We start from the raw sequence: 14,451 nt of genomic DNA, 5'->3' as shown, positions 1-14,451 counted from the left end.
ATTCATTTCACTTTTTGAAGTGATCTAACTACTATCCATTTTTGGAATATTTTGTTGTGTTTTCATTATTTATGTTTTTAATATTGCCATTCGACGTATAAAGGTTTGTTCATCCATTTATGATTTATAATTGAGAATGAAAAAGGAGATGTATTTATCAAAATATCATAAGCCTTTTTTTCTATTTTCAGTTTCCAACGATCATCTTCTTCTAATAACATACCATCTCTTATCAACCAATTACCCATAAAACCCTCTACAGAACTACTACCTATTGTAGGCCAATGACCAATTATTGCTTTTATCATTTCAGAGATCAATTTGACTTGTGAATCTGAAATATCTATTCCGTCTAAAACTGGTTCTGTTGGATGGAAACCACATAAGATTTTATTTAATGTTAAATAAGATTCTTCTGTTTGACTGGCTCCTGTTGCTACATATTGCAAAAAATGCACAGCATCTAATTGTTTGTCAATGGTTAAAAACTCATCGTTTTCAGTAAGCCCTAAATGCTCAAATAGATGTGGTAGGTAATTATTAATTAGAACAAGTCCAGCATTATTAATTTTAATACCATGTTCAATTTTTGTTGGGACTTCTGTATGCTTTCGTAGTAATTTGTGTAGAACTCTTTCTTCTATTCTTACATCTTCAACTGATAACTTGCCTTCATCAGAGATTAAATTCAGTGCCAATTGAAAAGTGGCTGGTAATTGCATTCTTTTACTTTGAAGTTCAATTATGATATCCTTCTTGGCTCTTTTAGAATTTTTACATAAAGACCACATCACCTGGTTTAAAATTGATTCTGGCTCTATTAGTTTCCAATTAGCAGTTGTCCATGCATTTAAAATTATGTTCAAAAAAGCATGTTGCAATTCATAAGGAAACTGCTTTTTAATGTTAATTGAATCTAATATTTCATAAAAAGTTATGGCATGCTTTAATGATTGACGTTTGCTTAAGTTTAGTTTGGATATAATTTTTACCAACTCAGACAATCCAATCATTTGATTCAACTGAATAAGTTGAGTTGCAGTCTGTTTTTTAAACGTTAATACTTTTAATAAAATGAGCGGATAAAATTCTACAACGTCTTTAAGCAGTTGTTTTGGTGATAAATTATGAGGATTATCATACCAATTTGGAATTTTGTTTTGTGTGAAAATGGTATAACAGAGTTCTTCAATGCAATTATTCTCATAAGAATAAACCATTTCAGTTGTTGGCCTATTTTGAAGGTTATAGGCGTTTAATATTTTAAAATATGGACTTTGCTTTACGAAACTTTCTTTTAAAATAGGTGACATCGGTAATTCTTCTTCTTCAAGCACTTTTATAACATCATTAGATTCTATTTCATAATCTTGAGATAGCTTTTGAAGGATTGTTCCAGTAAGGATTTCAAGGTTTTTAATAGGATGTGCTTGATGCGTTAGACTTAAAATTGCCAAAGTCCAAATTTCAGATTCTAGAGACGTTTTCATAAAATCAGGACTAAGCTTAGCTATCATACGATAGAGTGTATTTAAGCTAAGTAAAATGTCTTTAGGCTCTCCATATAAATTCTGGCTCATTGATGCCACAAATTCTTCAAAAGTCAAAGTATCACTTAGAGTCGCAATTTTAGATTCTTTAAGTTGTCCTGTTCGTAATACGTTTCTAATTGTGTCTGGTGAAATTAGCAGACCCATTTTCAAAAGAGCACTAAATTTATTCTTTTGAGCCTCTGATTTTAGTTGTGTTCGAGGAGTTTGAAATGCTAACTGGATGCTATCAAATATTTCATTAGCTTTTAATTTCTCACCATCAATTACAAAGCTTTCATTTCCATTAAAATACGTTTGGTTTTTATCTTGATTCCTTTTATTTCTTGATTTTGATTTCTTTAAAACATCTATGTGATAGGCAGCTATGTTATTAAACTCTTCAATAATTTTTTGCTTATCACCTAAATGAGATTTATAATCAAGTAAAATTTTAAGAAAAGTCGTTTTGAGTTTTTCTCCAAGATTATTAGATTCTTCCTTTAAAAATTTAGTTACTTTTTTATCTAAAATTAACTTCACACTCTTAGCAACATAAGCTTCAGCATTTGGAAAGAAAGCATCTAAATTAGAATCGCTAAACAATTTATAATAGCTAATCTCATCATGTAAGGATAAGGATTGTAATATTTTTGATATTAAAAGACAATCCTTTTTTATTACAATTGTTTTTAATGACAATAGTGATTTGTAATCCTGTTTAGCTTTTAGAATTTCCTTTTGTTTATCATGTATAAATGCTTTCGAAATCTTTAATTTATGTATTTCTGAATGCTCAAAAAATTCAGTGAAAAAATCATGAAACGTTTTATAATCATACTTATAATATGATGATAACACACTATCTATTAATTCTTCAGTATTATTAGTTGAGAATGATGGATTATTAAGTAACCGATCAAAACACTCGTAAACGATTTCATTAAATAAGGTTTGAGATAGCCTGGAGCTTATTTCTAACTTCTCGTTTTCAATAGAATCAAGCAGTTTATTAAATTTCAATATGATTTGATATAACTCTGGGTTAACCGTTTGTATCATTAACGATATGCTATGCACATCCAATAGCTTAACAAACTGATTCTGTGTAAACCTATTTTTAAGTCGATAAGATGAAAAAACGTCAAAAGCCTTTAATGGTTGCATAGCTACCATTTTTACCAAAATTTCATATGAAGTCAACCATTTTTCGGTTATTCCCTTTAGGTTGTTATCAATGTTTTTTGATAATAGGTTTTTCAATAATTTGGAAACAAGATTATCATACGACTTTGGTGTAATTAATAGTTCTGAAATTATAAATTGATCAAAATCTCTACGGAAGTCAATCTCTTCAATGCCATTAATAAAATTGGTTTCATTTGCATGAATTAAGCTTTCAATTAGATAACGATTATTAGTTTTTGATTTGGTAGCAATCTCTTCCAAACAATATTTTAAAACATCAATATGATTGTGATTTGCTTCTTTCTTACTTAACAAAAATTGAATACTTATACTATAGAGTTGTTGCTTATTTAACACATCATCTTGAAATGAATTCACCGAGTTCAGAAAGTAAATAGTATCAATAATTTGTTTGTGATAAGATGGAGAAACTGCCTTAAAAACTACGCTAATGGCATTATTATCAAGTTGCTTTAAAATGTCGTTCCAAACCTGAGGTGATTTATCTGTGTCCCATATAATCTGCTTGAATCTTTTTGGATCACTTGAATATAGCTTTGTTACAAGTTCATTAATATCATTCTTGCCTAATTTTTGAAGTTTAGAAAGTGGATTCAATAGCACATTTCGCAATGCTGCCCAATTATCTGGTTCTAGAATTTCATAATTAATTAAGGCATTTTCTAATAGATCGTCGGAAGCATTGTTAAGCAGGTTTAAGATCTCACTCCAGACTTGATCTGATTTATTATTTTCTTCAATTATTTTTTTAAATCTTTCTGGATCTTTTGCATATAATTTTAAAATAAGTGTATTAAAATTATCCTTGTTCGATTTTATAATTTCAAAAACTGGATTTAAAAGTATATTTTGAAAGACGATCCAATTATCTTGATCCAACTTATTATGGTTAATCAAATTCTGTTCTAATTTTTCTACTGAACTATTTTCTAATTCCTTTATATTGGTATTAAATAACTCAAGGGTTTTAATATTATCTTTTGCTTCAATTAAGCTTTTAATATCCTTTATAAAATCTGTTATAATAGATGTCTTTTGGTACTTTTTTAAAACACAAGTATTGTTAATGGTATTTAGTATTATTGAAATTTCTGAATCAAAATGATTAGCAAAAAGGGCAATCATACTTTTTATGAAATTTGCAGAATTAAATAAACTATGATTATTGGAAAATATATAATTAAATGTCCAAAACCATAAATGTCTTTTAAAGCTATTTCTTGTCATTGTGGACTTGAAAACATCTGATTGAATATCAATTAAAATGTCCAAATACCCTTTTATTAATTCATGCTTATATGGCTCAAGTAATTTTAAGATTGATTTTAGATCCTGCTCACTGGTTTGCCAGGCTAATCGTTGTCTTGATTGTTCATTTTTGCCAATAAGATTTAATGTACGCTTAAGCTTTTCACTATTATGTTTAATTTGATAAGATAAAATATCTTGGATGGTTATATCATCAATCTCATGGTTCCATTCTATAAAGCCATGTATGAGATAATGCTCTAAAACACTAAGTTGTGCATTTTCTAATGTATCAATTTCAACTTTATTGGTTGTGTTTGAATTTAATATGAGGTCTATTAATTTTTCATTTATTTGTTTTGAAAATTCTCTTGATAAAGATGAACCAAGATCTTCGTAATAAATAATTCCTAAATCGAGGTTTAATTGATCTATTTTCCAGACTTGATCTTTAGGACATAGTTTTTCAAAGACATCATAAGCTTCAATATGCAGTCTATTAGTAGTCCACTGACTAATCTCATCCTGCAGTTGAGACACACTATCTTTATCATCAAAAGAAGTATCCCAATGACAACGAGAAATAATATGGTTAGTTCTCTCTATCATAGTATCGAATCTTTTAATTTATAGATTTGAGCTGTCAATTTTAAAGCCGCATCTTCTATTTGTTTTTGTTTATTTTCATCATCGTTACTATGTCTCAATGAGTTATGCCAAGACGTAAACAGTTGAATTAATTCCATTAAATCATTAGCAGGTAATATGTAGAGCTTTGGACACATCTCAATGGGTAACTCATTTTCAAAAAATACTTCTGTACGACTCTTAAATGCAGGAGATGTGAACTTATGTCCATTTATTGATGGAGGTGAAAACTGCGGAATAAAATCTGGAAAGAAAACATGCAACGTATTCTTAAAAAAGTCACTATTGACATTTACAGATTTTCCATTTTTCCAGATAATTTTAAAACTAATTTCTAAAACAGGATCCATCGGTTTCATCGAGGACAAAAACTCTACATCACAATATTTTAATTCTGTTTTTAAAACATCATATTTCACATCATTAATAAGTAACCATCCTTCATCCAAATTTTTTAACAAACTCGCATGATTAATCGTATTTAAATCATTAATAATGCCGTTGACATCTCCACAAGCCATTGAATTTAAGGATGTCCATTGCCGATTACCAAACTTCTCTTCAATTATAAAATGGCAAGTGGCATCTTTAAGAAGTAAATCTGTCTCAATGCAGATAATCCCCTTTCGCTGCTGAATCATCCATGCAGACATTTCCAATTCAAGAAAAGTGTTGAAACTTGTTGAGTTATTAAAGTTTTCTACAATAAAATCACCGTACTGCACACTAAGACCAAATAGCATGCTATATTTCAATTCTATTGCAGAATAATCTATAAAGTTATGGCGTTGAAGCTTCTGTGTTTCATCTTCAATTGTAGAATCAAAAATAAAATCTGTACTGTACCCGTTTTGAAGTTGTTTGTGTAATTCGAAAAGTGAATTACTTGGTTTCCATTGAAAAGGAATGGTGATTACAATTAAATCTATTAAAATTGGTTCAACAAAAGCTGCTTTCAAGTAATCATAAGCTTTGCCTCTATAATAAGATAACAGTTCTAAATTTTGCAAATACAGGCTTTTATAGATTAATTTGTCCTGAATAGGATTGGCTGTATACTTAGAACCATTAATATAAGTATCTAACAAAAGTGGTGATTCTCCATGTCTTGCGAGCAAGTGATCCAAAATTTCGTTACGTCTGGTGAAATTTATAGTATCATCTTCCATGAACTGTTTAAGTCCGTAGATATATCTATTATAAGGATCCTTTTTAAATGATTTCCACCCTTTTTCTTCAGTAATATGCTTAGGTTCAATTTCAAGATCAAATTCTAAAGCATTATTATCTTTGAGGAGTGGTTTTATATGCGGAATATCATATAGTGATTGATAAAAATAAGTTGGCGAAAATGTAAGATATGGCGCTGGATATTTGGAGCTGTCTTCATTTAAAACATCTTGTTGAGCTATATAATTTTCAAGGTCTGATGGACAAGCAGTAATAGCATTTTTAAAAGAAAATAAGCGACTAATATTTGCTAATTGTGAGAACTGATTCGCCAATATCTGGTCAAATAAAGTTAAATACCCTTTGAGTTGAAGTGATTGTGCAATTTTATAATCTGAAGCATTATTGGTTATTGAATTTGGACCTACTGGAAAGATCTCAGGAAATGTATTTTGTATTGAATAATAAGAATTAATATCTCTATAGTTTCCTTTAGGTAAATCAGGAACGCGATTAATAGTACTAACAGATTGCTTCTTAGTCTTACTGTTTTTTATAGGTGCTATTGAATTGAAAATGGTAGTTATCTTTTGGTTCGAAATAGTTTGACCATGAGCAGAAATAGTTAAAGAATTTTCTGGATTAGTTAATGAATCAATGATGTCAATTACAATCAATTCATCTGGTTTAGCAACTACATTGGTTTTAAATTGAAGAGCTGGTATTCCAACTACACCAGGAATAGTTGCCATGAGATTATTTAAATCTGCTGAAGATATAGAGTCCCTTTTAGTATTTAAATCTTCATCCTCTATCCAACCGCCTTTGAGGTTTGGACCATTAAAGATGGTATTTGTGGATTGGCCTTTATCAATTAGGTTATTATACCCAAACTGTTTTGCTTTTGGAAAAATATAATGACGAAGTGCTCTCTGAATCTCAATGAGAACCTTTGCTAATAATTTTTCGTCAGTAATACCTATCTCACCATGAATTTTATACTTTTTTTCTATCAGCTGAGTTGGTGGCAAAAATAGTTCGCCTAAACTCCTATTCTCGTTGAGAAGCCTATAGGTCTTATTTTTAATTAATGCAATGTCCTCCTCAACTGTTATATTATGATCTATATGTAAAAAAACATAATAAACAGCATTAAGAAAAGACAAATCAGATGTGGTTTTTATGATAACTGCATTATCAACACCATCAATGCAATCAAGAATTAATTTGATATAATCATTGAATGTTACAGGTGCTGTCGTGAGTATTTCATCTGATAAATAAAATTGATTATCAAAATCAATATTTCCTGCTTTATCTGTAAGAATATCTTCAACTGGAAAATCATTACAATACCCTAATTCAGTTAAAGCATAACACAATTGATCAAGTATTGTTACTCCTGGATCACTTGGATTTAAATTTGTCCATTCATTTCCACTTACTTTTTGAATGTAAGAGAGCCCTTTGTCCTTAAGCAAATTGAAATCTTGATTTGCTGGAATTACAGTATCTACTATGTGATAAGCTTCTTTCATTTATTAAGATTACATGTTATATTATGTTTTTTAGTTGAAATTATTAGTGTTGATTTATTTGGCGGATAGATCACTTGATTATTAGCTTCTAATTCATCAATTACCACTAATCCACATTCTGAAGCGCGTTTTACGGATAGCATTTCTATGGTTAAAACTTCGTCGAAACTTTTAATGAATTTTGTGATTTGCGCTTTGCTTATTGGAGAATCTACTGGTATTTGCTCTTGATTACATTCAATCCAAGGCGACAGAAATAATTTGATGCCATTATTTATTTTCTGTTCAACCTCAAGTAAATTACTACCGTTTTTTAGTATTAAATTGGCTCGAACGCATATTGGCATCATCTCAAAATTAGAAACACTAAACGTGGAAACGTTAGACGCTCTTTTTTGTAGGTATTCTTGAATTTCTATAGTGCTACAAGAGTTTAATAATGGTGTAAATGCATTTACATCTGTTTGATTATTATAGGATCTAAGCACATAAGTTTTAATAGTCTTTTCTAACCCATTGTAAATAGTCTTACAGTAAAAAACTGAAGGAAAAGCTTGTTTAACAATGCCATAAACATCAGCAGCAGTTATCACTCTATCTTTTGTTTTTAATCGTGTGCTAATTCTAGAATTGGCAGTTTCTGTTAATTCTGCTGCTTTCCCTCCAAAAGAAGGAAACACTTGTTGTACTTTAGCTATTTGAGGTATCGCGTTAATTGGTTTTTTAATACTATTACCTTCTATTCTTGGTGCAGAAGTGTCTGTCAAATATGTTGTACTCGATCGTTCAACTTCAATTCCATTGGTTGCCAAAAGCATCGTTTTAGCATAGGATTTAGTAGAATTGTTAACCGAAATTGATAACCAATAAGTTCCGTTTGGCATTGTGGTAGAAACATCTGTTATATCATCAGGTAATTCAATTTTTAATATTCCTGAACAATTAAACTTTTTAGTCCCATCAGATTTAACTTCTAATGTTTTCCAACCCGATTCACTCATATAAGAATAAACCACATCTTCATTACTTATATTAGGAGAAGAGCTATAATCTTGAGCTAGTTCAAAATATAGATTAACAACACTGGGTTTTGTTTTTTTCTGTAATCCAAGAAATAATGCACCATTAGACTTAAAAATTGGCCATAAGGGGATGCCTGTAGTGCTTTCATCTGATTGTTCATTCAAAACCGGATTAATATTACTAACAAAAGAAGATGCTTCTAGTAAATTATCATAGGTTTTATAATTCAAAAAAGGTGAATAGCAGAACCATTGAATAGGATAACAACCCTTACTAGCATCTAGTGTATACTTTTGTGATGCTCTGTAACTTGCTGTAAAGCTTTTTACAGTTGGAATAAATGGAGGGTTTGGAGCCTTTATAAGACTTATATTACCTTTACTAGTATTTGTAATTTGAGCTGCATTAACTAAAGCTATCGCTGATATAACTTGCGGATAAATAGCCGAACCAAAACCTTCTATTGGGTTTTTCAGACTCATTTTAATAAACCCTGAATTAGTTTCAGTACCGTATTTTAAAGGTGTGAGTTGTATTGTAGGATCACACAAATCACATAGATTTGTAAGATGAGTCAAATGAGTTAACTTTTCAAAACCTTCATCTTTTACATAACTAAAATTGCTACTGAAACTTAATTTTCCTAAATTTTCTGGAGGTTGTAGTTTTCCATTATAGCTAATTGCAGTTGTTTTAATACTATCAAAAAGTAGTGTTTCGCCTGGAGGAGGATTAATTTTCTCTTCATTTAAATCTTCATTTAAATCTTCTTCCTGATCCAAAGACATTTCAAAATCATTCCAATCACCACCTTGAAGTGTCATAAATTCTACCCAAAACAATTCATTAGAAATTTTGATATTTGGTGGTATAGGTTTATCAGAATTACTACTATTAAGCCAATCACATAATATATCGAATGCAGATTTAGGCTTTGTAACCTTTGCCATAGTTGAATGATTTACACTTACCGAATTATAATCACCACGCATATAAGCATTATATGCATCATAGTAAATTGCAAAATCCCTACTTGGAGGAAGATTATTCCAAACTATATTAAAGTCCAAACTCGAAATAGGCTTGCTAAAAATCTCAGAATTTCCTATATAAAAACTACTTTCATAGCTTGGTGCCACACCAAATAAAGGAAATGGTTTTTTTGCATTTACTGGTCCTTTGGTATTCGAAAGCTTAAATGTTTTTACATCTAAAACATGAACATCAATTTCTAATTCGGTTATTATTGGAGCACTTTCTAAACCACCAATAAATTGATTAAAGATTACTTTGAACATAGGCCATTCAGAATCCACACCATCTGGATTCTTTTTAAATGCTTCAATTGCTGGAACTGTAGAATCTAAAACAAAGTATAAAATGGTTTGATATTTAGTTTTTACTTTAATAATGGGCTCTGAAGATTGTGTTATTTTGTGCCAACCTTTCTGTGTACTAAAAAAGAAACTTGCCGTTTTGTTATTGAATCTATTTATTGTTTGCTCTTCATTAAAGGTTAAGGTAATAGTAACATGTCTAGTGCCTTCTCTTAAAAATAATAAGGGAGAAGCAAATGCAAACCCCATTTCTGAAGGAATTAATGGTTCTAGACTATCATTACCGAAAGTCTCCCATCCTATTACATCATTAGCATCATCTCTTTGTAAAGTAGTTGTGTTCTGAATTTGGTTGAGATTAAGGACTGTTGTAGAAGTATTTACAGCATCAATAGTTTTTGTATTGCCATATATATTGATAAAATCTGAATCGGATTTTGAAAGTGTATAAACATCAGTTATTACTGTAGATTCTAGGACAACTGGTTTAATAGATTTAAATAAAATTGGTTTTGAATTAGCATTTATTCCTCCATTAAATTCTGTACCCTTTTCTAACTGATATGTTTCTATCTGCTTAGACAAATCAAAGTATACAAAAGCTCTATCAGGAAAGGCCTGTTTTTTTTGTTGTTTTAAAATAGCATAATAATAAAGATTGAGATGTTTTTGTGCTATTGTATTTAATTGGTCCTGATGGATTTGAATTAAGTTTAGAAAAGTTCGAATTAATGTGGTATCTGGAAAGTTCGATTTTTGTGTCTTTAGGGTTTCAAATTCACTGTTTGCGTAATCAATAACTTGTTTAAGAAAAGAAAATAAGAGATCTCCAACTTTAGTTATTGCATCTAATATTTTCAAGTTATCATTAACTAATTGAATTGTTTTTTTACCTCCTGAAGCTTTAGTAGTAGAAAGATTAAGTATGTCCCAAAATGGACCTTTATTTTTTCCTTCCTGCCATAAATCACTTTTGAAGTAGGTGTATTTTTTGAAATCTAATGTTTGAAAAGAGGTGATTTTTTCTTCCAAAATTAAATGGTTTCTCATTGTTACTAAGGCCCAAAAAAATGTACTTAGCTCCTCCTTTATTTCTCTTTTTATAAAATCCTCAAGACTATAGCTATATCGAGATTTATCCATGTAATATGTCCATCTCTCAATTTGTTTAAAAATTTCTATTACTTGATGAAGGATTTGACCTAAAGCGTCGGGTATACTCTCATCAAAATTTACATGATCTATTGCTACATGATGAATAAGCTGTTTTATTCTTAAACATCTCGTTAAGTATAAGGATTGCCATTGCTCGTATTTGGTTTTAGAAATAAAAGCTAACAAAAACACAGGATCTTTTAGTAAGATAGGTTCCCAATTGCCATTTATCTTATTTGAATCATCGTATAAATTAAGTATAGAAGCAAATTCTGCAAGAAAATGCATTAGATCTTGCTCATTTCTTCCATCGATCTTTAGGGTAGAAGAATTAAGCGCATTCTCTAATGATAGAAATACATTATTTTGACTAACTATACTCATCGTTTTTATTTACAAATTGGTTCCTTCTTTCAAGTGAAAAGGAAATACATAATTGTGACGTGTATTCGTCTTATTATAGACATATACTATATTAATATTAATTATACCTTGTACTAAATCAGCAAACTGAACATCAATCTTTTTGACTGTTATTCTAGGTTCATTATTTAAGAGAGAAACCTCTACTGCATCACGTATTTCTCCTTTTAATGTTTCATCCATTTTTCTAAAAAAGAATTGTTGTAACCCAGAACCAAAATCCGGTTGTAAACTTCTTTCTCCTCTTATTGTTTGCAATATGATATCAATAGAATCATTTATATTATCCTCCGATTTCGTAACCTTCACTTGTCCATTAGCTACAGAAAATGAAACAGGGAAAGCCCATCCAGATCCTAGAAAAGTACTTTTACTATGTATTGATTCGTTATCCACCTATTTCAACTGTTGGTATACCTAAAACTATTTCACCTCCATGTGCAGTTTCGTCGCCCATTCTTGCTGCTGGACATCCTCCAACTAAAACTGTAGCTGATCCCATAACAATGGAATCTGGTGGACCAACGCAAACTAACATATCACCTACTCTCGCTGCTGGCAATCCACCAATCAAAACTGTCGGTTCTCCAGGTCCGACTATTGGACCTCCTACATGTGGTATGGGCACAACAGCAGGTGTTTGCATTGGGCATTCATGAAAATCTGTTAATCGAGCAGCTGGTGGCATATGTTTTAATTTATCATTATCATTCCGCTATTAAGTGACAATTCGGCACTACTATTAATCTCTGCAATTTCACCTCCATTTACTGAATACTGTGCTTCTGCAGTCACCTTTACATTTAGTCCACTAATGTCAACATCTCCTGCTGAGGACTCAATGACTACGCCTTGATCTCCTTGAAGTGTTAGCTTTTCAGTAGCTTTTACTGTAATATCTTTTTCGCTAGTAATTTTTATACCATCTTCAGACATGACGATACTATTTTGATTTTCATCTTGAATAGTAATTTGCTTTTCTTTATCACTAAAAATTGCTGTATTCTTATTAGGAGTGGTAATCGTAAATATTTCATTTTCATCATCAAAACTTATAGAAATTCCCGATTTTGAAACTATAGCTTTCATCGTATTCTTTTCGTTAGGCTCAAGTCCTTCAAAAGGTTTCATCTTGTCACTACTATAGAGACTTCCCAAAATAATTGGAAATCGAGGATCTTCATTTAAACAGCCTAGAATTACTTCATCACCAACTTCAGGTAAGAAAAATGCGCCTGCTCCACTTGTAGAGTAAAAATTACTTAATCTAGCCCAAACACCTTCACCATTAGCGTCATATAAGGGTACATCAACTAAAATTCTAAATTGATTTTCTGGATCTTCAAACATTTTTTTTACGGTCCCATTAAATAATCCTCTTATACCAGGTAAAAGCCCTGAAGTTGGCTGAGACATTACATCTGGCTCTTCAGAAAACCAAATTGGAGATAAACCTATTGATGCTTCTGTTACCCAATTTCCTTCTGATATATTGTGAGTAATTCCGGATACTAAATGTGCACCACTAAATCGGCTACCAATACCTTTTAAAGTGATATAGTTTGATGGGCTAACCAGTCCAGTGCCTTGAAATTTAACTTCACCCTGAATTTTTGAGTATTCACTTTTAATTAAAGAAGATTTCGTCCAATTAGTTAAATCTGCTTCTGTTAAGTTTGCCGATGTTTGTAACTGATAGTTTTTTACATCTAAAACTTCAGAGAGCCTATCTGATGTTAAGTCTCCTGGACCAGAATATGCACCTGTAGATTCACCAGAAATCACTTCTTGTGTTTTATAATCCCAAGTGATAGCCTTCGCAGATTTTAACTGAGTGATTGCATTTAAATCTGCGTTAAATTCTATAAGATTATTACCATATTCAATAGTCAGTACTGAATCAGTATCTTCATTAGGCTTTTTTACAGTTAATTTTCCATTTGATGCTGTTACAATTAAACCATTTGCTTCTGCTCTGGTTAATATGAAATCCCAGTCGGTAGCATAGTATTGTACTTGCTCAGGCCACTCTGTGGTGGTTGAGCTTACCGACGCACTTACACCAGAATAATTACTAATAATTGAGGAGATAATATCGCTATCAGTTTTTTTTGAAAAGGTGAGACTTTTTCTACCAACAATCATTTTTACAGCTTCATCTTTACACTCTACTATTAAAGCAGAACCCAATACCGGATCGATACGAATTGATTGACCAGTTATAATTCCTGAAAAAATTATTTTGTTTTTTGAGTCATAACCTGCTTCTATTGTTAATTTAGATCCTGGAAGGAACGTATCTGAAGAGCTAGCCCTAAAAGTTCCCTTATTTGCTTCTCCATCAAGAATTACAATTTTAGCTTTTGGAATACTATTTATTGCAGATTCAACAAGGATTGACATAACTCTGGTTTCATCAGGTATGGTAGTACCATTAACTTTTATACTAAAAGTTGTATTTCCTCCAGACGGTATATTAATTACTCCACTCATTTAAATCTGTTGAATTATAGGTGGAAAAATCAATCTAGATCCACCTTTTAAATGTCTAAACTTGTTTAATCCATTAAACTTTGCAGCTTGTATATAATAAGATTGATCACTCCATATTTTTCCACATAATTGAGGTAATGTTTCACCTTCAATGACATCAACAATATGACTAACATCAGGTGACTCCTCCATATCCTGTTTTTTAACAGTAGACGCAGATACATACTTACCAAAACTTAGCGATAACTTCGCTCTTAAAGGACTTCCGTCAGGTTTAAAAAGCGTATAAGTGGTATCAAATGATTTCAAAACACTTTTAAAAGTTATGTTTTTCCCCCATTGTATCTTAACAAAATTAGGTCGATGTATTTTACCATTATATGTAAATATTATTTTTTCTAATGCCTCAATCTCTTTGGCCATTTCTGTTCTATTAGAATCTACAACTCCTGTACAATCAATAACAATATCGAAACTAAGTTGATCACATGGTGTACTTTTATATCGCTGAGAAGGTGAGCTTGAATCTGGCGACTGTTGTTCATTATATTCAATGTTCCTTTGCCATTTTATGGATTCAGGATTTATCATAACACTATAAGGTTTCCCTCCAAGTGCATTTTGAAATTCCTCATCGGTATAACCTGTTATCTTCAACAACTCTAAACTAGCTCCCAT

General features: G+C 30.9%; 7 protein-coding genes. All 7 read right to left on the bottom strand.

What is annotated here, in order from left to right; all coding sequences use genetic code 11:
• Positions 1-77 precede the first annotated feature (77 nt).
• From VOI25_RS14920 to VOI25_RS14890, 7 genes are read right to left on the bottom strand one after another with little or no spacing between them, the layout of a single operon-like run.
• Positions 78-4,595, bottom strand: a complete 4,518-nt coding sequence (locus tag VOI25_RS14920; RefSeq protein WP_323789890.1) for a contractile injection system tape measure protein — start codon at positions 4,593-4,595, stop codon at positions 78-80.
• Positions 4,592-7,342, bottom strand: a complete 2,751-nt coding sequence (locus VOI25_RS14915; protein ID WP_323789889.1) for a hypothetical protein — start codon at positions 7,340-7,342, stop codon at positions 4,592-4,594. The genes VOI25_RS14920 and VOI25_RS14915 overlap by 4 nt, the downstream gene beginning before the upstream one ends.
• Positions 7,339-11,241: a hypothetical protein gene (locus VOI25_RS14910; protein ID WP_323789888.1), complete on the bottom strand. Its 3,903-nt coding sequence runs from the start codon at positions 11,239-11,241 to the stop codon at positions 7,339-7,341. The genes VOI25_RS14915 and VOI25_RS14910 overlap by 4 nt, the downstream gene beginning before the upstream one ends.
• Positions 11,242-11,250: 9 nt before the next feature.
• On the bottom strand, positions 11,251-11,676 hold the full coding sequence (locus VOI25_RS14905) for a GPW/gp25 family protein (protein WP_323789887.1): 426 nt from the start codon (positions 11,674-11,676) through the stop codon (positions 11,251-11,253).
• On the bottom strand, positions 11,669-11,968 hold the full coding sequence (locus VOI25_RS14900) for a PAAR domain-containing protein (RefSeq protein WP_323789886.1): 300 nt from the start codon (positions 11,966-11,968) through the stop codon (positions 11,669-11,671). The genes VOI25_RS14905 and VOI25_RS14900 overlap by 8 nt, the downstream gene beginning before the upstream one ends.
• Before the next feature lie 5 nt (positions 11,969-11,973).
• Positions 11,974-13,773: a type VI secretion system tip protein VgrG gene (gene vgrG, locus VOI25_RS14895; protein ID WP_323789885.1), complete on the bottom strand. Its 1,800-nt coding sequence runs from the start codon at positions 13,771-13,773 to the stop codon at positions 11,974-11,976.
• The gene (locus VOI25_RS14890) at positions 13,774-14,451 is read right to left on the bottom strand and encodes a hypothetical protein (RefSeq protein WP_323789884.1); all 678 of its coding nucleotides are present in this window, start codon (positions 14,449-14,451) and stop codon (positions 13,774-13,776) included. It lies immediately after the preceding gene.

The organism is Psychroserpens sp., assembly GCF_034670085.1.
Classification (GTDB): Bacteria; Bacteroidota; Bacteroidia; order Flavobacteriales; family Flavobacteriaceae; genus Psychroserpens.
This window is presented reverse-complemented; position numbering and strand designations above follow the sequence as displayed.

Excerpts from the sequence above, each read along its gene's own strand:
- VOI25_RS14920 (WP_323789890.1), bottom strand. The coding sequence starts at position 4,595 with ATGATAGAGAGAACTAACCATATTATTTCTCGTTGTCATTGGGATACT.
- VOI25_RS14915 (WP_323789889.1), bottom strand. The coding sequence starts at position 7,342 with ATGAAAGAAGCTTATCACATAGTAGATACTGTAATTCCAGCAAATCAA.
- VOI25_RS14910 (WP_323789888.1), bottom strand. The coding sequence starts at position 11,241 with ATGAGTATAGTTAGTCAAAATAATGTATTTCTATCATTAGAGAATGCG.
- VOI25_RS14900 (WP_323789886.1), bottom strand. The coding sequence starts at position 11,968 with ATGCCACCAGCTGCTCGATTAACAGATTTTCATGAATGCCCAATGCAA.
- vgrG (WP_323789885.1), bottom strand. The coding sequence starts at position 13,773 with ATGAGTGGAGTAATTAATATACCGTCTGGAGGAAATACAACTTTTAGT.
- VOI25_RS14890 (WP_323789884.1), bottom strand. The coding sequence starts at position 14,451 with ATGGGAGCTAGTTTAGAGTTGTTGAAGATAACAGGTTATACCGATGAG.